At 73.7% G+C, this 20,786-nt stretch carries 21 protein-coding genes; 9 read left to right on the top strand and 12 right to left on the bottom strand.

Going from position 1 to position 20,786, the window contains the following annotated elements; all coding sequences use genetic code 11:
• Positions 1 to 19 precede the first annotated feature (19 nt).
• The 4 genes from LN251_RS25725 to LN251_RS25710 form a co-directional block, all read right to left on the bottom strand.
• A complete protein-coding gene (locus tag LN251_RS25725) occupies positions 20 to 1,753 on the bottom strand; it encodes a vWA domain-containing protein (protein WP_458246797.1) in 1,734 nt (577 codons plus the stop codon).
• A 62-nt stretch (positions 1,754 to 1,815) separates the two neighbouring features.
• Complete coding sequence (locus tag LN251_RS25720; RefSeq protein WP_458246465.1) at positions 1,816 to 2,877, bottom strand: ATP-binding protein; 1,062 nt, start codon at positions 2,875 to 2,877, stop codon at positions 1,816 to 1,818.
• Positions 2,878 to 2,959: 82 nt separating this feature from the next.
• The gene (locus LN251_RS25715; protein WP_458246464.1) at positions 2,960 to 4,978 is read right to left on the bottom strand and encodes a phage holin family protein; all 2,019 of its coding nucleotides are present in this window, start codon (positions 4,976 to 4,978) and stop codon (positions 2,960 to 2,962) included.
• A 133-nt stretch (positions 4,979 to 5,111) separates the two neighbouring features.
• Entirely contained in the window at positions 5,112 to 5,519 is a 408-nt protein-coding gene (locus tag LN251_RS25710) for a hypothetical protein (protein ID WP_458246463.1), read from the bottom strand.
• Positions 5,520 to 5,603: 84 nt separating this feature from the next.
• On the opposite strand from LN251_RS25710, the gene LN251_RS25705 reads away from it, so the two are divergent.
• Together LN251_RS25705 and LN251_RS25700 are read left to right on the top strand one after the other, a co-directional pair.
• Positions 5,604 to 6,377, top strand: coding sequence for an MBL fold metallo-hydrolase (locus tag LN251_RS25705; RefSeq protein ID WP_458246462.1), 774 nt, complete (start codon positions 5,604 to 5,606; stop codon positions 6,375 to 6,377).
• On the top strand, positions 6,374 to 7,003 hold the full coding sequence (locus tag LN251_RS25700; protein ID WP_383677016.1) for a DedA family protein: 630 nt from the start codon (positions 6,374 to 6,376) through the stop codon (positions 7,001 to 7,003). The genes LN251_RS25705 and LN251_RS25700 overlap by 4 nt, the downstream gene beginning before the upstream one ends.
• Before the next feature lie 55 nt (positions 7,004 to 7,058).
• Here the strand turns inward: LN251_RS25700 and LN251_RS25695 are convergent, their stop codons facing one another.
• The 4 genes from LN251_RS25695 to LN251_RS25680 form a co-directional block, all read right to left on the bottom strand.
• The gene (locus LN251_RS25695; RefSeq protein ID WP_458246461.1) at positions 7,059 to 8,108 is read right to left on the bottom strand and encodes an MBL fold metallo-hydrolase; all 1,050 of its coding nucleotides are present in this window, start codon (positions 8,106 to 8,108) and stop codon (positions 7,059 to 7,061) included.
• The gene (locus LN251_RS25690; protein WP_458246460.1) at positions 8,105 to 9,352 is read right to left on the bottom strand and encodes an aminotransferase class I/II-fold pyridoxal phosphate-dependent enzyme; all 1,248 of its coding nucleotides are present in this window, start codon (positions 9,350 to 9,352) and stop codon (positions 8,105 to 8,107) included. The genes LN251_RS25695 and LN251_RS25690 overlap by 4 nt, the downstream gene beginning before the upstream one ends.
• Positions 9,353 to 9,517: 165 nt before the next feature.
• Entirely contained in the window at positions 9,518 to 10,456 is a 939-nt protein-coding gene (locus LN251_RS25685) for a hypothetical protein (protein WP_458246459.1), read from the bottom strand.
• Positions 10,457 to 10,669: 213 nt separating this feature from the next.
• Positions 10,670 to 11,464, bottom strand: a complete 795-nt coding sequence (locus LN251_RS25680; protein ID WP_458246458.1) for an RNA polymerase sigma factor SigF — start codon at positions 11,462 to 11,464, stop codon at positions 10,670 to 10,672.
• Positions 11,465 to 11,719: 255 nt separating this feature from the next.
• On the opposite strand from LN251_RS25680, the gene LN251_RS25675 reads away from it, so the two are divergent.
• Both LN251_RS25675 and LN251_RS25670 read left to right on the top strand, forming a co-directional pair.
• Positions 11,720 to 13,513 carry a thiamine pyrophosphate-requiring protein gene (locus LN251_RS25675; RefSeq protein ID WP_458246457.1) on the top strand — a complete coding sequence of 598 codons (1,794 nt, stop codon included), beginning with the start codon at positions 11,720 to 11,722 and terminating at the stop codon, positions 13,511 to 13,513.
• A 122-nt stretch (positions 13,514 to 13,635) separates the two neighbouring features.
• The gene (locus tag LN251_RS25670; protein ID WP_458246456.1) at positions 13,636 to 14,286 is read left to right on the top strand and encodes a methyltransferase family protein; all 651 of its coding nucleotides are present in this window, start codon (positions 13,636 to 13,638) and stop codon (positions 14,284 to 14,286) included.
• Between the two features lie 10 nt (positions 14,287 to 14,296).
• On the opposite strand, the gene LN251_RS25665 is transcribed toward LN251_RS25670, so the two are convergent.
• A complete protein-coding gene (locus LN251_RS25665; RefSeq protein WP_458246455.1) occupies positions 14,297 to 14,443 on the bottom strand; it encodes a hypothetical protein in 147 nt (48 codons plus the stop codon).
• Positions 14,444 to 14,572: 129 nt separating this feature from the next.
• Between LN251_RS25665 and LN251_RS25660 the strand changes: the two genes are divergently transcribed.
• The 4 genes from LN251_RS25660 to LN251_RS25645 all read left to right on the top strand — a co-directional run bounded on the left by LN251_RS25660 (position 14,573) and on the right by LN251_RS25645 (position 16,808).
• Positions 14,573 to 14,962 (top strand): DUF2795 domain-containing protein, encoded by a 390-nt coding sequence (locus LN251_RS25660; RefSeq protein ID WP_458246454.1) that lies wholly within the window; start codon positions 14,573 to 14,575, stop codon positions 14,960 to 14,962.
• Between the two features lie 215 nt (positions 14,963 to 15,177).
• Entirely contained in the window at positions 15,178 to 15,609 is a 432-nt protein-coding gene (locus LN251_RS25655; protein ID WP_458246453.1) for a CBS domain-containing protein, read from the top strand.
• On the top strand, positions 15,606 to 16,262 hold the full coding sequence (locus tag LN251_RS25650) for a diguanylate cyclase (protein ID WP_458246452.1): 657 nt from the start codon (positions 15,606 to 15,608) through the stop codon (positions 16,260 to 16,262). Before LN251_RS25655 ends, LN251_RS25650 begins: the two co-directional genes overlap by 4 nt.
• Positions 16,263 to 16,265: 3 nt before the next feature.
• Positions 16,266 to 16,808, top strand: coding sequence for a type 1 glutamine amidotransferase domain-containing protein (locus LN251_RS25645; RefSeq protein WP_458246451.1), 543 nt, complete (start codon positions 16,266 to 16,268; stop codon positions 16,806 to 16,808).
• Positions 16,809 to 16,850: 42 nt separating this feature from the next.
• Here LN251_RS25645 and LN251_RS25640 read toward each other — a convergent pair whose 3' ends face one another.
• On the bottom strand, positions 16,851 to 17,129 hold the full coding sequence (locus tag LN251_RS25640) for a DUF6158 family protein (protein WP_458246450.1): 279 nt from the start codon (positions 17,127 to 17,129) through the stop codon (positions 16,851 to 16,853).
• 56 nt (positions 17,130 to 17,185) lie between these two features.
• Here LN251_RS25640 and LN251_RS25635 point away from each other — a divergent pair, with 56 nt between their 5' ends.
• Positions 17,186 to 18,292 carry a baeRF2 domain-containing protein gene (locus tag LN251_RS25635; RefSeq protein ID WP_458246449.1) on the top strand — a complete coding sequence of 369 codons (1,107 nt, stop codon included), beginning with the start codon at positions 17,186 to 17,188 and terminating at the stop codon, positions 18,290 to 18,292.
• Positions 18,293 to 18,296: 4 nt separating this feature from the next.
• On the opposite strand, the gene LN251_RS25630 is transcribed toward LN251_RS25635, so the two are convergent.
• Both LN251_RS25630 and LN251_RS25625 read right to left on the bottom strand, forming a co-directional pair.
• Positions 18,297 to 19,916: an ABC-F family ATP-binding cassette domain-containing protein gene (locus LN251_RS25630; RefSeq protein WP_458246448.1), complete on the bottom strand. Its 1,620-nt coding sequence runs from the start codon at positions 19,914 to 19,916 to the stop codon at positions 18,297 to 18,299.
• Between the two features lie 64 nt (positions 19,917 to 19,980).
• The gene (locus LN251_RS25625; RefSeq protein ID WP_458246447.1) at positions 19,981 to 20,634 is read right to left on the bottom strand and encodes a histidine phosphatase family protein; all 654 of its coding nucleotides are present in this window, start codon (positions 20,632 to 20,634) and stop codon (positions 19,981 to 19,983) included.
• Between the last annotated feature and the right edge of the window lie 152 nt (positions 20,635 to 20,786).

Here is a 20,786-nt window from a genome sequence, read left to right as displayed (position 1 = left end):
CATCCGATCACATTCCGGCTCAGCGCACCCGGAAGACCGGTCCGCGGGCGGTGAACGGCAGCCGGGCGCCCTGCGGGATCAGGTAGGCGTGCTCGCGGCGGACGCGCAGCACGTCGCACCAGCCGTCGGTGATCACCAGGACGGGCGCGCCCGGCGGGAAGTCGTCCGCCCGGTGCAGCAGGTCGATCCCGGGCTGCAGGACCGTACCGCCGCGGCCGTGCACGCGCACCCGGCCCGCGATCTCGGTCACCGGCAGATAGCCCGCGTCGTGGGGCGCGGCGTCGCAGAAGACGACGCGGGCGGCCGGCACGTCGCGAGCCCCGGCGTACGAGGCGATCGCGCCGAGTGCCTTGCCCAGCAGGGTGTGGCTCATGGAGCCGGAGGTGTCGAGGACGACGCCGAAGGTGCAGCGGGCGATCTCCTCGGGCGGGACGTAGTGGCCCGCGCGCGGGATGTCCGGGGTGGAGGACTGACGGCGGGAGGGGCGGGCGTACGTCCGGACGGGCTGCGGGCTGGGCACGAACTCGTCGAACCAGCGGGCGAGTTGGGCGTCCCAGGGCAGGGGCGGCTGACTGAGGGCGCGGATCTCCTCCACCAGCCCGCCCGGCAGGTAGCCGCGTTCCTGCCGCTGGTGCAGGTCCAGGCCCTGGCCGAGACCGCGGCGGTAGAACTCGTCGAGGTCGACATGGGTGCCGGGCGGGCCGAGCGGGGCGCCGAGCACGTCGCCGACGCCCTTCCCGCGCAGGGTGGCGAGCCGGCGCATGCGGCGCAGGTCGCCGGCGATGCGGTCGTAGACCTCCTCGGCGGACAGCCCGGCGAGCGCGGGGTCGTGCAGCAGGCCCTCGGGCATGGTGCCGACCTGCATCTCGACCAGCCAGCCGTTGATGACGTAGTCGCAGGCGATGTTGAACAGGTAGGGGTCGCGGGCGCCGCAGCGGTCACCGTGGCGCAGGGCGGCGTGCAGCATCTCGTGGGCGAGGACGAACCGCCATTCCTCGTCCTCGAGTTGCCGCAGGGGGTTGACGTAGATCTCGCCCGCCTCCGGGTTGACGGCGGCCACGGAGATGCCGTGCGCACGGGCGAGTTCGGCGTCGGCGACGAGGGTGATGCCGGCCGCGATGCCGCCGAGCAGCGGGTAGGAGGAGACGAACCAGCTCAGCGCCTTCTGCCAGGGGCGGCGCGGGGCCACCTCACCGTCGAGGGAGTCGCGGCGGCCGCCCGCCATGTCCATCGCCGCGGACACGGTGCGGGTCAGGGCGGCGGCGAACGCCAGCTGGTGGTCCGGTGGGGCGCCGTACCAGCCGTTCCATTTCAGCAGGAGCTGGTCGGGTTCGGCGCCGGCCGTGCCGCAGCGCTCGTAGGCGGGCGGGAGGCCGTCCCGGCGCCAGCGGGCGGCGAGTTGCTCCTCGTCGCCGTCGGGGTAGGAGACGGGGAGCCCTTCGGGGGTCTCGCCGACGGTGAAGCTCAGCAGGAAGCGGTTGACGACGACGCAGCGCGCGGCGAGGTCGAAGCGGTCCGGCTGGACGCGCTCGCCCTTCGCCGCCGGGACGTGCCCGAAGCCGAGGTGGAGGACGGCGTGCGCGAGTGCCCAGGCCCAGGCGGCGGGCTCGGCGAGGCGATGGGGGTGGACGTGCAGGTCCGCGTCGGAGTCGACGACCACGAGCCCGTCGCGCGGGGCGAGCCGGCACTCCTCGTGCCGGCACACGTCGAACGCGACGGCCGCCAGCGCCGGGTTGGCCTTCACCAGGCGCATCCCCTCGGCGAACGCCTCGGCCGCCGGGTCCCGCTTCTTCTCCCCCTTGCCCTTGCCGCGGCTCACCGCCGCGCCTCCACCAGCCTCGGCATGTCCCGCGCCGCCTCGATGAGGAACCACGACGGCAGCACGGGGTTGCCGTCGGCGTCGGACGCGATGACGGTCTGGGCGACCTCGACGGAGATCTCCGCGAGCTGCACCAGCAGCGACTTGGCGCGGTAGGCGGTCTGCCGGCCGTTGGCCGACATGTGCTCCTTGCCGACGGGGAGTTCCTTGACCAGGCGGCCGCGGAAGGACTCGGCGAGGTAGTAGAGCAGGTCGCGGTCCTCCACGCGGTGCGGCCAGGGGGCGTCGCCCTTGATGATCGCCTCGATGCCGAACCGGCTGCGCACGATCTTGACGTAGCCGCAGAAGGCGGTGGCGTGCGCGGGCGTCAGGGTGCCGTGCGCGACGACCTTGAGGGTGTCCTCGTCGAGGTCGCGGCCGAAGGAGTGCAGCGCGTCGGAGAGCATGTGCCAGGAGCGGGGCGTGGAGAAGGGCTCCTCGGTCTTCGGCGGCTTGGACCACAGGTGGTCGGGGCGGTCGGTGAGGTGGTCGAGGACCCAGGGGTGGATGCCGTTGCCCGCCGCCCAGGCCAGCCAGTCCTTCGCGGAGGCCTCCAGGTGGACGTGGGTGAGGCGGTTGACCAGGGCGGAGGCGATCGGGCGGGCGAGGGCGTTGTCCGTGGCGCGGTTGCCGGCGCCGATGACGATGGACCCCTTGGGCAGCTCGTAGTCGCCGATGCGGCGGTCGAGGATGAGGGAGTAGAAGGCCTTCTGCACGTCCGGGGTGGCCGCGTTGAGCTCGTCGAGGAACAGGCAGTACGGCTCGTCGCGGGCGATCGCCTCCGGCGGGCAGAACACCGACCGGCCGTCGCGGATCTGCGGCACGCCGATCAGGTCCTCCGGTGCCAGCTGGGTGCCGAGCAGGCTCACGCACTCCAGACCGAGCGACTCGGCGAACTCCCGTACCAGCGAGGACTTCCCGATGCCGGGCGCACCCCAGAGGAACACCGGCCGGACGGTGGCCAGCCCCAGCAACAGTTCGGGGATACGGGCGGGAGTGACGGTGACAGCGGCCTGCAAGGGGTTCCTTCGCGGTTCGGGTGCACGACGACTCGAACAGTGTGAGCCGGTGCCCGAACAGGCGCAGCCCATTTTCGGGGCCTCAGGCCGCTTGCTCCCCCTCCTCGAGCAGCGGCACCTGAGGACCGTCGGCCTCCCGCAGCCAGCGCCGCAGGACCCGGTGCACCCGCTCGGCGCCGACGAGTTCGCCCCCCTCCTCGACCGGTGCCGACAGGGCGACCGGCGACAGCAGGAAGGGCCTGCCCTGCGCGCCGCCGAGCCCGCCGTGCGAGCCGATCTGCTCCTCGAAGGCCAGCACCTCCCCGTCCACGGGGTCGTGGAAGGAGTTGACCATGATGTCGGCGGTGTGCGGGAAGGAGTGGGTGCGCCGCACCGCGTCGGCCGCGCCCGGCCCGAACGCCTCCAACGGGCCCCTCTTGTCCTCGAGTTCGTCCAGCGGGACCTCGGCGCCGTACGCGCCCAGCACGACCCCGCCGTGCCGCTCGCTGCGGACGAGGAGGAAACCGATGCCGGGATGGTTGGCGAGGGTCGTCAGCAGCGCGGGGTGGCGGGCGTCGATCTCCTCCTTGCTCATCCGGTGCGGCACGTCCGGGAAGGAGATCAGGCCGAGGTTGCCGGAGGCCAGCACCAGCGGCTCGGCACGGCGGCCGGAGGGGCGGTACCGCTCGCCGCCCTCCACGGGCCTGCGCAGCGCCGCGCGCACGGCGGCCCGGGCCTCCGCACCGCTGTGGGTGCGCCGGGCGCGGCGCGGCACGGGCAGCCCGCAGCCGGCCCGCACCAGGTCGCCGAGGCTCAGGCCGTAGCGGGAGCGGAACGTCTCGCCGGGGCTCTGCCCGTGGTCCGACAGCACGACGATCCGGTACGGCCGCGGGGCGTGCTCGGCGACGTTCGCGATGAGGGCGAGCGCGCGGTCGAGGCGTTCGAGGACCTTCCCGGCGTCGCGGCTCGCCGGGCCCGAGTGGTGGGCGACCTCGTCGTAGGCGACCAGGTCGGCGTAGACGGCGGTGCGCCCGGCGAGCATGTCGCCCATCACCGCGGCGACCACGACGTCCCGTTCCACGACGGTCGCGAAGGCGCGTATGAAGGGGTAGAGGCCGCCGCGGGACACCCGCGGGCGCTGCTTGCGGATCCGGGCCCGGGTGGACTGGCCGATCTCGCGGCCGACCTCGGCGACGAAGGACAGGGCGGTGCGCACGGCGTTGGCCGGGTCGGAGAAGTAGGCGAAGTAGCCGGCCCGGGAGCGGGTCTCCCGGCCGCGCCTGCGCGTGGCGATGGACAGCACCAGGGCCTGCTCGTCGGCGCCGCCGCCGAAGAGGTTGCCGCGGCTGGCCCCGTCGAGGGTCAGCAGTCCGGTGTCGCCGGTGAACTCCACGGCGCGGCGCTGGAGTTCCGCGGCGCTGGTCGGGCGGTTGCAGACCATGACCTCGCCGGTGTCCTTGTCGTACCAGCGGAAGGCGGGGACGTCGTGGTTGGTGCCGTGCAGGATGCCGAGCTGGCTGGCGCCGGTCTGGCTGGACCAGTCGGTGCGCCAGGGGGTGAGCCGGTGCGTGGACCCCGTCCAGCGCGCGACGGTGGGCATGATCCCCTTGGCGGCCGCGTCCAGCAGGACGTCGTGGCCGACGCCGTCGAGCTGCACGAAGACGGTGCCGGGCGAGGCCGGGCCGGGCGGCAGCCGCCTGCGGCGGCGGTCGGCGAGCCGGTAGAGGCGCCGCCGGTAGGCGTCGTCGTCGCGGACGGCGAGGGCGGCGCCGGTGGCGGAGGCGACGGCGGACATCACGGCGGCCACGACCACGGCGGTCTCGGGGGCCGCCTCGGCACTGCTGGCGGGATTGAGGCGCAGGGCGACCAGCAGCAGGGAGCCGTTGAGGACGAAGACGAGCAGCCCCAGCACGAGCGCGGGCACGAGCAGCAGCAGCCGCACCAGCAGCGGCCACACCAGGGCCGACAGCACACCGAAGGCCCCGGCGCCGACCGCGGCGGTGACGGCGATGTGGGTGGCGCTCTCGCCGTCCGGGGACTGCAGGCGGAAGTCCGGCAGGATCCCGGCGAGCACGAGCATGGTGACCGTCGAGACGGCCCACACCGTGACACTCCGGCCCATCTGACTGGCGATCCGTCGCCACCGCCCGCCACGCACTCCCGCACACCTCACGTCCCGCCCGTCGTCGATGCGGGCCTGGACCAAGCGTGTCATACGAGGTGCGAAGGGGCCCCGGGGTTCCGCGGGGGTGGCCTCAGCGCCCGTCGTAACCGGCCGTCGGCATCGACAGCCTGCGGTGCACGCGTGCCTTCATCTGGGCGTCGTAGCAGGGCTCCTCGAAGCCCACCGTCTCCACCTGCACCCCGCGCCGCGCGCACTCCGCGGTGAACTCCTCCACGGACGACAGAGCGCTCTCCAGCACCCGCCGGCTCGGCGCCACGAACAGGTCGAGGCCGGGGCGGACGCCGTCCCACAGCACGCAGTGGTCGGGCCGCAGTCCCCGCACCAGAAGCTCCCGGCTGACGATGTAGCCGTGCTCGGCAGCCCAGCGCGCACACATCGCGTGCTGACTGCGGGAGTCCACCAGGAAGGGGTCGGCGTCCAGCTCCTCGAGCGGCGTCAGACTCGCGATCGCCGTGACGCGCACGCGCATCGGTCCCATGGCGTCCCCCTCACCTCCGGGTTTCGCCGCCGACCCTACTCCAGCCCGTAGGCTTCGGGGAGTCGCGCGAAGGAGGCAAAGAAGGTGCCGGTGGAGATCACCTGGTGGGGTCACGCGACCTGCACGGTCGAGGACTCGGACGTACGGGTGCTCACCGACCCCCTGTTCGCCCGCCGGCTCGCCCATCTCCGGCGCCGCAGAGGCGCGCTGCCACCGCCCGGCGCCTGGCGCGCGGACGTGGCGCTCGTCTCCCACCTGCACGCCGACCATCTGCACGTGCCTTCGCTGGAGCGGCTCGCCGAGGGCACGCGCCTGCTGGTGCCCCGGGGCGCACGCCGGGCGGTACCGGGGCTGCGCCGGCTCACGCACCTCCGGCTGACCGAGGTGGCGCCCGGTGACCGGCTGACCTTCGGGGACGTGGCCGTACGGGTCGTGCCCGCCCTGCACGACGGGCGGCGGCTGCCGGTCGGCCCGCATCGCTCCCCCGCCCTCGGCTACGTCGTCGAGGGCCAGGCGCGGACCTACTTCGCCGGGGACACCGGGCTGTTCGACGCGATGGCGCAGGAGGTGGGGCCCGTCGACGTGGCGCTGCTGCCGGTCGGCGGCTGGGGGCCGTACCTCGGCGAGGGCCATCTGGACGCGGGACGGGCCGCGCAGGCGCTGGCCCGGCTGGCGCCGCGCAGCGCGATACCGGTGCACTACGGCACGTACTGGCCGATCGGGATGGACGCCGTGCGCCCCCACGAGTTCCACGCGCCGGGCGACGAGTTCGTGCGCCTGGCGGCCGGCCACGCGCCGCAGGTGGCGGTGCACCGGCTCGGACACGGGGAGAGCGTGCGGCTGGAGGTCGCCCGGTGATGTGGCTGGCCGCCACGGTGACCTCGACCGTGCCGCCCGAGTCGACGCAGCAGGCGCTCGGCTATCCGTCGCTGTTCCTGCTCGTGCTGTTCGGGGCGCTGGTGCCGGTGATCCCGACGGGGGCCCTGGTGAGTTCGGCGGCCGTGGTGGCGTTCCACCAGACGGCGCCGTTCGCGCTGGCGATGGTGTTCGTGACGGCGTCGCTGGCCGCTTTCCTCGGGGACGCGGCGCTGTACTGGCTCGGGCGGCGCGGGATGAACTCGAAGAACGGCTCCCGCTGGCTGGAGGCGATCCGGTCGCGGGCGCCGGAGGAGCGGCTGGCGCAGGCGCAGGAGAAGCTGGCCGAGCACAACGTCTCGGTGCTGGTGCTGTCGCGGCTGGTGCCGGCCGGCCGGATCCCGGTGATGCTGGCCTGTCTGCTGGCGAAGTGGCCGCTGCGGCGCTTCTCGCGGGGCAACCTGCCGGCGTGCCTGGCGTGGGCGGCGACGTACCAGGTGATCGGGATTCTGGGCGGGTCGCTGTTCCCGGAGCCCTGGGAGGGCGTGGTCGCGGCGGTCGCACTGACCGTGCTCGTCAGCGCGACCCCCGGCATCTGGCGCCGCATCCGCCGGACGACGACCGCCTAGGGCGCGTGCCAGGCGCCGCGGGGCAGGCGGGACTTTCGACACACGCCCTAGCGGGCTACTCCAGCACCCGCGACGCCCCGACGGGCAGGTCCCACAGGTCCGCGCGGTCCAGTCCCGCCTTCTCCCAGGCCGCGCGCACGCGGGTGAGCGGTTCCAGGACCGGCTCCGCCGACAGCACGAACGTGCCCCAGTGCATCGGCGCCATGCGCCTGGCGCCGAGGTCGCGGGCCGCTCTGACGGCCTCCTCCGGGTCGCAGTGGACGTCGCTGAGCCACCAGCGCGGGTCGTAGGCGCCGATGGGCAGCAGGGCGAGGTCGATGCCGGGGTAGCGCTCGCCGATGCGGGAGAACCAGTGGCCGTAGCCGGTGTCGCCCGCGAAGTGGACGCGCTGTCCGTCGGGGGCGGTCAGGACCCAGCCGCCCCACAGGGAGTGGCAGGTGTCGGTGAGGGTGCGCTTGGACCAGTGGTGGGCGGGGACGAAGTCGAAGCGGACACCGTCCAGTTCGGCCGCCTCCCACCAGTCCAGCTCGGTGACCTCGGTGAAGCGCCGGCGGTGGAACCAGCCGCCGAGGCCGGCGGGCACGAACACCGGGGTGTCGCGCGGCAGTCGGCGCAGGGTGGGGGCGTCCAGATGGTCGTAGTGGTTGTGGCTGATGACGACGGCGTCGACGCGCGGCAGGGACTCCCAGGGGATGCCGACGGGGGTGATGCGCGCCGGGGTGCCGAGGATGCGACGGGACCAGACGGGGTCGGTGAGGACGGTCAGTCCGCCGATCTGCACCACCCAACTGGCGTGGCCCGCCCAGGAGACGGCCAGCGTGCGGGCGTCGACGCGGGGCAGGGGGGCGGGGGCGAAGGGGAGCCTGGGGATGTCGGCGAGGCCCTCGCGGCCGGGGCGCACGGAGCCCTCGCGGGCGAAGCGGGCCATGGCCTTCAGACCGGGCAGGGGGGCGGTCAGGCGGTCGTGGAAGGTGCGCGGCCACTTCCGGCGTTCGCCCAGGGGGCGGGGCTCGGCGAGGGGCGGGAAAGGGGGCGCGAACACCGGCGTCGACGCCGGATCGTCCGCTTCCCGGGTGGTGGTGGTCGACTCGGACTGCTGCGTCATCGAGGAGGCTCCCATCGCTGAGCGTCGTCGCGGAGATCGTCGAAGACCGACTTCACATGACTCAACGCGCGTTGCACGTGTGGCAGTTCCAACGGCGCGGGGGACACGAGACATTCCGCCCGCTCGTCGTCCGTACGGCCCAGCAGCGGGCCGGTGGACAACCGGACGCGCAGGGCGCCCAGTTCGTCCCCGAAGCGGTGGCCGCCGGGCGCGGGCATGCCGAGCCGGACGGCGAGGAAGTCCTCCAGTTCCTGGGCGTCGCCGACACCGTGGGCGGTGAGGGCGGAGCGCAGCGGGGCGAGGTCGGCGTAGACGTGCCGGCCTGCCTGCGGGGGCAGCGAGAGCGTGCCGGCGCGCACGAGCACGCCGTGCAGGGCTTCGGCCATCCGGGCGTGCAGGCGTACGGCGGCGGCCACGCGCGCGGTGACGGGCAGCGGCTCGCTGAGCGCGTAGGCGGCCGGTGCGGCGACGGGGCCCGCGATCCGGGCCCCCAGGGCGGTGAGGATGTCGAGCACGCGCGCGTGGAGGCCGGTTCCGGCGTCGCCCGCCGGGAAGCGGGCCACCGCGGCCGGCCAGCCCGGGGGCAGCAGCGCGCCGGCCAGGTCGGTGACGACGGTGACCCGGTCGGGCAGCATCTCGGCGGGGCTGAGCTGCACGGTGTCCCGCGGGGCGTGCAGGGTGTCGCGCCAGGTCTCGTCGCTGACCAGGTGCAGGCCCTCGCCCGCGGCGGCCTCCACGCAGGCGTGCAGCGCCTCGGGCGGGGCCACGGTCGCGGTGGGGTCGTCGGCGACGGACAGCACGAGCAGTCGCGGGTCACCGCCCTCGGCGCGCACGCGCCGGACGGTCTCCAGGAGGGCGTACGGGTCCGGGACGCCGCCGCACTCGGCCGGCGTCGCGACGTGGAAGACCGGTCTTCGCAGCAGGCGGGCGTACGGCGCCCACCAGGCCGCGCACGGCCGGGGCACCAGGACGTCGCCGCCGAGCGCGGCGGTCAGCGCGAGCAGCAGCGCGGGAGCGCCCGGTCCGGCGGCGACCCGCTCGGCTCCGGTGGCGAGACCGCGCCGTTCCCAGTAGTCGCAGGCGGCCCGCAGGAGGGCGGGGCCGCCGCCGACCGGTTCGGCGTCGGCGCGGGCGGCGGCAGCGGCGAGGACGGCGGTCAGTTCGGGCAGGACGGGCAGGCCGTCCTCGGGGAGCGGCGGTCCGAAACGGACGGGGCCGTGGCCTTCCGGGTCCGTCCGCGGCATCCCTACCTCCGTCGTGGCTGCTTGCTGCGCCGGGCCCCGGGACGGTGGTGCCGTCCGGCTCCCCCGTCCGTGCGGTAGCCGGGTCCCTGGGCTCTGAGTACCCCGTGAGCCGTCGCCTCATGGGGGTCCCCCGGGTCGTGGGGGTCACACCCGGCGATCTTCCGGTCAGCCGCCGGCGCCGGAGTCGCGGTGGCGCAGCCGGTGGGCGGCGGCGCCCAGCGCGCCCGCGATCAGGACGCCGCCCGCGACCAGCGCGGGCACGGAGTCGGTGAAGGTGCCGCCCTCACCGGCCCGGACGCCGCGCTGGACCGGGGCCGTACCGCAGCCGTCGGTGCGCTGTTTCTCGGCGCACCGAGGGGTGCCGCCGCCGAGGTCGACCTTGAACGTGGCGCTCCACGCGGCACCCCGCCCGCCGGGCGGGGCCGGGCAGGTGCCGTTCACGGTCCATGCCGAGTCCGCGGTCACCGAGCCCGGGGGCACCGCGCCCGGACCCACCGCGTCCGGGGCCGCAGCGTCCGGGGCAGCTCCGTCCGGGGCCGTACCGTCCGGAACCGCGGCATCCGGTGCCGCCGGGTCCGGGGGTACGTCGCCGGGGCCCCCGGCGACCGTGGGCACCGTCTCCGGGCCCAGGGCGTCCGCTGCCGCCGCGTCCGTGGGCACCGAGTCCGGGCCCACGGCGTCCGGGCCCGCCGCGTTCGGGGCCGTCGCATCCGGGGCCGTCGCATCCGGGATCGCCGTGTCCTGCGGCGCGGCCGCGTCCGGGGCCGCGGGGTCCGCGGTGGCCGGGCCACCGTCCTCCAGGTCGGTCGCGGAGGCGATGCGGGCGGTGCCGCGATAGGTGACCCCGGCGGCCCGCTGCGCGTCGCCGGCGACGCGCTGCAGCTTGACCGTGCCCTCGTCGAAGGCCTGCGAGGTGGCGTCGATGGTGGTGGGCGCCGCGCCGCCGGTGGATTCGCAGGAGACCGAGACGGTGACGGTGCCGCCGGGCGACGCGGTGCCAGGGCTGACCTCCGAGGCCGGGTCCGCGAAGGCGGCCGCGGCGGGGAAGCCGACCGCGGCACCCGCAAGGGCCGCGGCGGACAGGACACGGGCGGTGCGGCGCATGAGGTGGGCTCCTTCGAGCGGCGTCTGCGGACGGGTCACGCAGGGCGTGCCTCGTCCCCATCACAGCCCTCACCCCGCCACCTCGCGCGCGGCCGGGCACCATTCGCGTCACGCACTGGGCCGAGCGGGTGACAAGGACCGGGAGACGCGAGGGCCGCCCGGAGGCGGTGGCCTCCGGGCGGCCCGGATGCGGTGGAAGCTCTCCGCGCGGCGCTACGCCGCCTCGTTCAGCACCTGTTCGCGCACACGGCTGCAGCAGCGGCTGATCAGCCGGGAGACGTGCATCTGCGAGATGCCCAGCTGCTCGGCGATCCGGCTCTGGGTCATGTCGCCGAAGAAGCGCATGTACAGGATGGCCCGCTCCCGCTCGGGCAGCGCCGCCAGCCGGGGCGCGACCGCCTCGCGGTCCACCACCGTGTCGAGGGCGGGGTCGGGCGAGCCGAGGGCGTCGCCGAGGGAGTAGCCGTCCTCGCTGCCGGGAAGCTCGGCGTCGAGGGAGAGGGCGGAGAAGCTCTCCAGGGCCTCCAGGCCGGCCAGCACGTCCTCCTCGCTCATGTCGGCGTGCTCGGCGATCTCGGCGACGGTGGGCCTGCGGCCCGAGACGGTCTGGCTGAGGTCCTGCGCGGCGAACCGGACCCGGTTGCGCAGCTCCTGGACCCGGCGCGGGACGTGCAGCGTCCACATGTGGTCGCGGAAGTGCCGCTTGATCTCACCGGTGATGGTGGGCACGGCGTAGCTCTCGAAGGCGTTGCCGAGTTCGGGGTCGTACCGGTCGACGGCCTTGACGAGGCCGAGGGCCGCGACCTGGCGCAGGTCCTCGTAGTTCTCGCCGCGGTTGCGGAACCGGCCGGCGAGCCGTTCGGCCATGGGCAGCCAGGCCTCGACGACCCGTTCGCGCAGTGCGTCCCGCTGCGGGCCGGGGGGCAGCGTCGCGAGCCGACGGAAGGCGTCGGCGGTGTCCGGGGCGTCGTCGTGCGGGTGGTGCTTCGTGCTCGCTCGAGTGGGCATGGTGCGTCCCAACTCCCTCGGTGGTGCTCGGGGATGGACGGTCACCGTGGGAGGAGGTCCGCGCGAGGGGGACAGGCGCGGCCGGGGCGGCACAAGGGGCCGCTCCCACGGACGTGCCTCCTGTCCGAAGCACTGACCCTGCGCCTGCCCCGGGTCCGCCCCGGCAAACACGCCGATGTTTTCCCCAGGCCCGCCGGGTGACTCGGTCCGCAGGCGACTGCTGCCCGTTCGTCCGACGACCCGGGAGGTCCGCACATGAGCACCAAGGTCTCCGACCACATCCTGCAGCGGCTCCGTGAGTGGGGGGTGGACCACGTCTTCGGCTATCCGGGCGACGGCATCAACGGGCTCCTCGCCGCCTGGGGCAGGGCGGAGAACCAGCCACGTTTCGTGCAGTCGCGGCACGAGGAGATGTCCGCGTTCGAGGCCGTCGGCTACGCCAAGTTCAGCGGCCGTCTCGGCGTGTGCGTGGCGACGTCCGGACCGGGGGCGATCCACCTGCTCAACGGCCTGTACGACGCCAAGCTCGACCATGTGCCGGTGCTGGCGATCGTCGGCCAGACCCACCGCACGGCGATGGGCGGCTCGTACCAGCAGGAGGTCGACCTGCACACGCTGTTCAAGGACGTCGCCTCGGACTTCATCGAGACGGTGACGGTTCCCGAGCAGCTGCCGAACGTCATCGACCGCGCCATCCGCACCGCCTACGCCCGCCGCTCCCCCACCGCGATCATCGTCCCCGGCGACGTGCAGGAGCTGGACTACTCGCCGCCCACCCACGAGTTCAAGATGGTCCCCTCCAGCCTGGGCCGCAGCTCCTGGACGGCCGTTCCCTCGGAGGACGCGCTGCAGCGCGCGGCGGAGATCCTCAACTCCGGTGACAAGGTGGCGATCCTCGTCGGCCAGGGCGCCGCCGGAGCACGCGCCGAGGTCGAGCGGATCGCCGAGCTGCTGAAGGCCGGCGTGGCCAAGGCGCTGCTCGGCAAGGACGTCCTGAGCGACGAACTGCCGTACGTGACCGGCTCGATCGGCCTGCTGGGCACGCGCCCGTCCTACGAGCTGATGCGGGACTGCGACACCCTGCTGACCATCGGATCCTCCTTCCCCTACACGCAGTTCATGCCGGAGTTCGGCAAGGCGCGCGGGGTGCAGATCGACATCGACCCGCACATGGTGGGGATGCGTTATCCGTACGAGGTGAACCTGGTCGGCGACGCGAAGGCGACGCTCGAACGGCTCATCCCGATGATCGACCCGGCCCGCGGGCCCGAGTGGTACGACACGGTGTGCGACAACGTGACGCGCTGGCGCGACGTGATGGAGCGGCGGGCGCAGCAGTCCGCGGACCCGATCAACCCGGAGTACGTCACCCACGCGCTGGACGCGCTGCTGCCGGAGAACGCGATCATCACCTCCGACTCCGGCTCGGCGGCCAACTGGTACGCCCGGCACCTGACGATGCGGCCCGGCATGCGCTCCTCGCTCTCCGGCACGCTGGCGACCATGGGGCCCGGGGTGCCGTACGCGATCGGGGCGAAGTTCGCGCATCCGGACCGGCCCGTGATCGCGCTGGTCGGGGACGGCGCGATGCAGATGAACGGCCTAGCGGAGATGATCACGGCGGCCAAGTACCGCCACGCGTGGGAGGACCCGCGGATGATCGTCGCCGTCTTCAACAACCGCGATCTCAACCAGGTCACCTGGGAGATGCGCGCGATGGAGGGCGCCCCGTCCTTCCTGCCCTCGCAGGAGCTCCCGGACGTGCAGTACGCCGCGTTCGCCCGCTCCCTGGGACTGACCGGTGTCCGGGTGGAGAAGCCCGAGGACGTCGAGGCCGGCTGGCGCGCCGGGCTGGAGGCGGACGGCCCGGCGGTGATCGAGTTCCTCACCGATCCCGCGGTCCCGCCGATCCCGCCGCACGCCACCTGGGAGCAGATGGAGGCCACGGCCGCGTCCATCCTCAAGGGCGACGCGGACCGCGGCTCCATGATCAAGCAGGGCCTGAAGGCGAAGGTGCAGGAGTTCCTGCCGGGGCACGAGAAGAAGTAGGGGCCTGTCGGGGCCTCGGGGGTGTCCGCCCGCGGGTGGAGCGTGTGCTCCACCCGCGGGCGGGGCGCGGTTCAGCCCGTGGGTGGTGGTGGTCCGCGGGCCCCGCGCCGCAGTCTTGAGGCATGGATTCGCTTCGCTCCGCACTCGCCGTGCTCGTGGCCGTCTGCGCCGCCGTGTTCGTCGCGGCGTGGCTCCTCGGCGCGGTGTATTTCGGCGTGAGGAGAGGCTCAGGCGCCCGGGACCTGGTCCGTGACCTGCGCGGGACCCTGCCGCGCCGTCTGGCCCTGATCGCCGGTGCCGGGTCGCTGGTGCTGGTGGTGCGGCGGACCTCGGGGTCCTGGCGGCACCACCTGGAGTTCTGGCAGCCGGAGCTGGCGCTCCCGGGCGCCGCGCTGGCCGTGGCCTCCACCGTCTGGCTGGTGTGGGCGCGGTGGGTTCTCGGCACCATGTGGGCGAGCGTCCCGATGGTCCGGGAGCACCACGAACTGCGCACCGACGGCCCGTACCGGATGGTCCGCCATCCCATCTACACCGGGATGCTCGGGCTGGTCACCGGCGCCATGGCAGCCTCTGGCTTCGGGGTCTGGGTGCTCGTCCTCGCGGTCACGGTGCCCTGGCTGCTGCGCCGGGCCCGGATCGAGGACGGCCTGATGGCGGACCGCTTCGGCCCGTCGTACGAGGCCTACCGCGCCCGCGTACCGGCCCTCATACCTTCGCTCCGGCCGCCCCGGGGCATACCGCGGCGGGCGGACGGTCACGGCCCCACGACCTGACGCGCAGGCGCTAGGTGCCCGCCGTCCCCGGCGGGCCGACAAGGGTCTTCTCGTTCCGGTCGGTCTTCTTCGTTTGCAGCAGCAGCTCCTCGTAGCGGCCCAGTGCCAGCACGACGCCGAGCATGAGGAGCGGGATGAACAGGGCGATCAGCGCCATGGCCGTTCCCTCCCGGAGATGGGAGTGGGGGGCATCTGCCGGGTCTCCCCGCCTTCGTTGCGCAAACCCTCGTGTCGGCCTCCGCTCATCGGGTACGCGGTCGCCACCCGAAGGACTGGAGGGAGTCTCATGCAGCGAGGCAGCAACCGGTTGAGCGTCCATCGCGACGAGGAGATGAAGCACGAACTGCAGGGTCTGCTCCGCTCCGGGCACCCCACCCGGACCGAGGAGTGGCACGACCCGGAGCCCACGGCCGACGACGACCCCGAGATCGCCGGCGGCCCGATCGCCCCGGGAGGTTCCGCGTCGCTCACCGCGATCCGCACGGAACTGGCCCGGCACCTCAACCGCCACACCTTCCCCGCGGGGCCCCGCGACCTGGCACGCGCCATGCGTCGCGCGCACGCACCGGACGCCCTGGTGGAACCGGTGGAGCGCCTGCCCCGCACGGCGCACTACACCACGATCCAGCACCTGGCGGAGGCTCTGGTGGAGTCGGGCCGGGAGCGTCGGGAGTGATCCGCGCGGTGCGGCCGGCCACCGGGTTCCGACGGAGGTGCCACTCGTGACGCCGGCACACGGAGGCCATGGGGCCGCGCCTGCCCGGTGGGGCGGCCGAGCCCTCGCCCCGGGGCACGCATGGCCCCCGGCGCCAGGGGTACTGCGGGCGGCGTCATGCCGACGACGGCCGCGGTACTCCCATCGGCCGGGGAATGGAGGAAGGGCCGACTGTGATGGCTGATTTCGTGAGGGAGGTCATGACGCCGGGCGTGGTCGCCGTCCGCCCCGACGCGTCACTGGTCGAGGCGGCGCAGCTGATGCGCACGCAGGACATCGGCGATGTGCTGGTGGCCGACGGACAGCGGATCGTCGGTGTGCTCACCGACCGCGACATCACGGTGCGGGCGGTCGCCGAGGGGATCGACCCCCTCACCGTGAGCGCGCGGTCCGTGTGCACGCCGGATCCGGTCGTGGTAGGCCCGGACGACCCCGTCGGGACGGCCGTCGCGCTGATGTGCACACATGCCGTGCGCCGGCTGCCGGTCGTCGAGGACGGGATGCCGGTCGGTGTGGTGAGCCTCGCGGACCTCGCCGTGGCCGAGGACCCGGACTCGGCGCTCGCCGCGATCGGCCGGGCCGAGCCGGCGGGCGGTGCCACCGCGTGAGCCGGGGCCTGGCCGCGGAGATCAGTGCCACCGGCGTCAAGGTCGACGTCGGGGACGTGACGACCCGTTACCTGCTGTACGGCCTGCTGCCGAGCTGGTTCGTGCCGGGTCTCGCCGACTGGGTGATGCACCGGCGCACCAGGATCGAGGAGACGGCGGGCACCAAGGAGTCGCTCCTGCACTCGCTGATGATGGCCGAGGTGGGCCTGCCCATCGCGCTGACCCTGCGCTACGAGGTGAACCCGCTGCTGCTGACCGTGCAGTTGGGCGGGGCCGCGGTGCACGAGGCGACCGCGCTGTGGGACGTACGCACCGCGGTGGACAGCGACCGTGAGGTCAAGCCGGTGGAGCAGCACATCCACAGCTTCCTGGAGTCCCTGCCGTTCGCCGCGCTGGCCGCGTTGACGTGCCTGCACGCCGACCAGGTCAAGAAGCTGCTGCGCGGTGGGGACGGCGACCCGGACGCCTGGCGGCTGGTGCCGCGCCGGCGACCGCTGTCCCGCGGCTATCTCGCGGGGATCGCCGCCGCGATCGGTACGTGTGTGCTGCTGCCGTACGGCGAGGAGCTCGTGCGCTGCGTGCGCGCGGGCCGTCGGAACAAGAAGCGCGCCACCGGTGACGAAGCCGAGTGGCGTGCGCCGAAAGGACGTTGAGACATGCGCATCGCATTCCTGACCGCACCCGAGGGTGTCGAGCAGGTCGAGCTGACCGACCCGTGGCAGGCCGTGAAGGACGCCGGTCACGAGCCCGTGCTGGTGTCGACGAAATCCGGTGAGATCCAGGCGTTCAACCACCTCGACAAGGCGGACACGTTCCCCGTGGACGAGGTCGTCGGGGAGACCTCGGCGAACTCCTTCGGGGCCCTCGTGCTGCCGGGCGGGGTGGCGAACCCGGACTTCCTGCGCATGGACGACAAGGCCGTGTCGTTCGTGCGGGACTTCTTCGAGCAGGGCCGCCCGGTCGCCGCGATCTGCCACGCGCCCTGGACCCTGATCGAGGCGGACGTCGTACGGGGACGGGTGCTGACCTCCTGGCCGAGTCTGCGGACGGACATCCGCAACGCGGGCGGCACCTGGGTCGACGAGCAGGTGAAGATCTGCGACCACGGCACCAACAAGCTGGTCACCAGCCGCAAGCCGGACGACCTGAAGGCGTTCTGCGACGCCTTCCTGCACGTGTTCTCCGAGGGCGCCGGCTGACGGCCCGCGGGGCCGGCCGCCGGTACCCGGCCAGTGGTGCCGTCAGGAGCGGGGAGTCACCGACTCCCCGCTTCGGCGTTCCCGGGCGCCTTCCCGGGTGCGGCCCGCGGCCACCATGCGCTGGGGATTGCGGCGCAGGTACTCGCCCTCCAGCTCGGCCATGCGGCCGTTGTGGGCCCGCAGCGCGTCGCTGGAGCCGTACAGCAGTGTGTCGTGGCGTGTGCGGTGGATCGTCTCCAGCTCCTTCATGAGCTGCTGGTCGTCCAGCCTGCCGACGTCGACTCCGGTCATGGTGGTGTCCCGCTCGTCGTGTTCGTCCATGCGGTCCGGGTACCCGCCCGACGGCAACAACCCCAAGTGGCATCTGGGAGGGGGCCATGGATCTCGCCTTTCTCCACCCACTCTACGAACATCCGGGGCCCTGGGCCTCCGTGTACGTCGACACCTCCCGGCACACGGAGGACACGCCCCACGAACGGCATCTGACGGCCGTGGCGCTGGCCCGGGACCTGGACCGGCAGGGTGCGGACGAGGCGACGTGCCGGGCCGTCCGGGCGGCCCTCGACGAACTGCAGCACTCCTCCGAACCGAACGGCCGGGCGCTGTTCGCCCGCGCGGGCGAGGTGGTCCTCGACCCGGCGCTCGCCCGGCCACCGATGCGGGACAGCGCCCTGTGGGCGCCGCTTCCGCACACGGCCCCCCTGCTGGAGCTGGCCGGTGAGGACCCCGTCTGCCTGGTGGCCTACGTGGACCGCAAGGGAGCGGACCTGGAGCTGCGCAGTGCGATGGGCAGCGAGGACGCCGGATCGGTCGCCGGCCGCCAGTGGCCGGTGCACCGCACGAGCACGGTCGACTGGTCGGAGCGGCACTTCCAGCTGGAGGTGGAGAACACCTGGGAGCACAACGCGTCCGAGATCGCGCAGGCGCTGGCCGCCTGCCAGGAGGAGACCCGGGCGGATCTGCTGATCCTCGTGGGCGACGACCGGGAGCGGCGGTCCGTGCACGAGCGGCTGCCCCGGCATCTGCGGGCGCTGGCCGTCGAGGCGCGGCACGGCACCGGCAGCAGGCTGTTGGACGAGGATGTGGAGCGGACCCGCGAGGAGCACGTGCGGCAGCGGGCCGAGCGCGAGCTGGACCGTTTCCTGTCGGCGCGCGAGCCGGACGCCGAGGGTCACGCCGGTGCGGTGGAGGGCGTCCCGGCCCTGGTGGAGGCCGCCCGCGAGCACCGCATCGACGAGCTGCTGATCCGCCCCGACGGGCCCGACGCCCACCGCGAGGTGTGGATCGGCGAGGACCCGGACCAGGTGGCGGTGCGCCGCACGGACCTGAAGATCCTCGGCGAGCAGCACTCCTGGCCGGGCCGCGCGGACGACGCGCTGATCCGTTCGGCGGTGGCCACCGGAGCCCCGGCCCTGTCGGTGTCGTCGGCGAGGGAGCGGGAGGCCCCGGTGGGCGGCCTGGGAGCCCTGCTGCGGTGGACGTGAGCGGCTAGCGCACCCGCTCCACGCGCCGTTCGTCCCACACCGGCTCCGCGGTCTCCCGCACCCGCCCGTCACTGCCGAAGACCAGATATCGGTCGAACGAACGGGCGAACCACCGGTCGTGCGTGACGGCGAGCACCGTGCCGTCGAACGCCTCCAGACCTTCCTGGAGCGCCTCGGCGGACTCCAGGTCGAGGTTGTCGGTCGGCTCGTCGAGCAGCAGCGCGGTGACGCCCCGCAGTTCCAGCAGCAGGATCTGGAAGCGGGCCTGCTGGCCGCCGGAGAGCCGGTCGAAGCTCTGCTCGGCCTGGTTGGTGAGTTCGTAGCGGCGCAGCCGGGACATGGCCGCGCCCCGGTCCTGGGCGTGTTCCTGCCACAGGATGTCCAGCAGGGTGCGGCCCATCAGCTCGGGGTGGGCGTGGGTCTGGGCGAAGTGCCCGGGCACCACTCTCGCCCCGAGCTTCCACAGTCCGGTGTGGGCCACGTCCTCGCCGGCCAGCAGCCGCAGGAAGTGGGACTTGCCGGAGCCGTTGGAGCCGAGGACGGCGACGCGTTCGCCGTAGAAGACCTCCAGGTCGAAGGGCTTCATCAGGCCCGTGAGCTCGAGCCCCTCGCAGGTGACGGCCCGTACTCCGGTACGGCCGCCCTTGAGCCGCATGGTGATGTCCTGCTCGCGCGGCGGCTCGGGCGGCGGGCCGGCCTCCTCGAACTTGCGCAGCCGGGTCTGTGCGGCCTGGTAGCGCGAGGCGAGTTCATGGCTGATGCTGGCGGCCTGACGGAGGCTCAGCACCAGCTTCTTCAGCTGGGCGTGCTTCTCGTCCCAGCGGCGGCGCAACTCCTCGAAGCGGGCGAAGCGTTCGCGCCGGGCGTCGTGGTAGGTGTCGAAGCCGCCGCCGTGCACCCAGGCGTCGGCGCCGGCCGGCCCCGGCTCCACGGACACGATCTTCTCCGCCGCCCGCGCGAGGAGTTCACGGTCGTGGGAGACGAAGAGCACGGTCTTGCGGGTCTCCTTCAGCCGCTCCTCCAGCCAGCGCTTGCCGGGCACGTCGAGGTAGTTGTCGGGCTCGTCGAGCAGCAGCACCTCGTCGGTGCCGCGCAGCAGCGCCTCCAGCACCAGCCGCTTCTGCTCGCCGCCGGAGAGGGTGCGGACCTCCCGGAACTGCGCCTTGTCGTAGGGCACGCCTAGCGCGGCCGTGGTGCACATGTCCCACAGGGTCTCCGCCTCGTAGCCGCGGACCTCGGCCCAGTCGGCGAGGGCCTGCGCGTACGACAGCTGCGCGGCCTCGTCGTCGACGGTCATGATGGCGTGCTCGGCCCGGTCGACGGCCTGCGCGGCCTCGCGGATCCGGGGCGGTGCGACCGACACGAGCAGGTCGCGCACGGTCGTCTCGTCCCGTACGGACCCCACGAACTGCCGCATCACGCCGAGGCCGCCGCTCACGGTGACGGTGCCGCCGTGCGGTTTCTGCTCGCCGGAGATCAGCCGCAGCAGGGTCGTCTTCCCGGCTCCGTTGGGTCCGACGAGGGCCACGACGGCCCCCTCGCCGACCCGGAAGGACACATCGCCGAGCAGCGCCCTCCCGTCGGGGAGGTAGTACTCGAGGTGCGCGGCTTCCAGATGTCCCATGAGGCGGCATTCTCCGGGCCGCGGCGCGGACTCGGCAAACTCTTATCGCTCGGTGCCGGCGCCGTCACTCGGTGTCGACGGGGCGCCCGGCGGGTCCGCCCTCTCCGGCGGGTGCCACCAGCGCCCCGGCCCACGACAGCGCCTTCCACCCGTCCCGGGGCGTTCCCTCCAGGATCACCACGCCGGTGTTCTGCAACGGATGGGCGGCGGCGAAGGGCACATCCACGTTGTCCGCGCGGGCCGCGGTCCACATGCGGATGGCGGCGCCGTGGCTGACCATGGCGACGGTGCCGGCGCCGCTCGCGGCGGCCTCCGCGACCACGGCGTCGTAGCGGGCCAGCGCCTCCGTGCCGCTCTCGCCGCCCGGCATCCTCAGCTCCGTCTCCCCCGCCGCCCAGGCGAAGACCGTCTTCATGTACAGCAGTCCGTGCTCGGAGTCTCCGGGCAGCATCTCCAGGTCGCCGGCCGACACCTCGCGGATGCCGTCGCGCACCAGCGGCTCCAGGCCCCGGGCGGCAGCCAGCGGGGCGGCGGTGAGCTGCGTGCGCACCAGGGTGGAGACGTACAGGGCCTCGATGTCCTCGTCGGCCAGGGCCTCGGGCAGGGCCGCCGCCTGGCGCTCGCCGAGCTCGGTCAGGGGCGCTCCGGGTACGGCGGTGTCCAGCAGCGCCCCGACGTTGGACGGAGTCTGGCCGTGGCGTACGAGGAGCAGACGCATACAGGGAGCCTTCGTGTCTCGGTCGCTGCCCGCCGGGCGGGAAACGGGCACTTCAGCAGGGTACCCGCCGGCGGCTGGGCCCAGCTCGGCCGCACCGGCCCGTGGCCCGGGCCCCGCGGCCCTCCCGATTGACACTCCGTCAGTCCATATGG

Source organism: Streptomyces sp. MAI_2237 (assembly GCF_054189285.1).
Note: the sequence above shows the minus strand (reverse complement) of the source record. Positions and strands in the feature narration are given on the sequence as shown.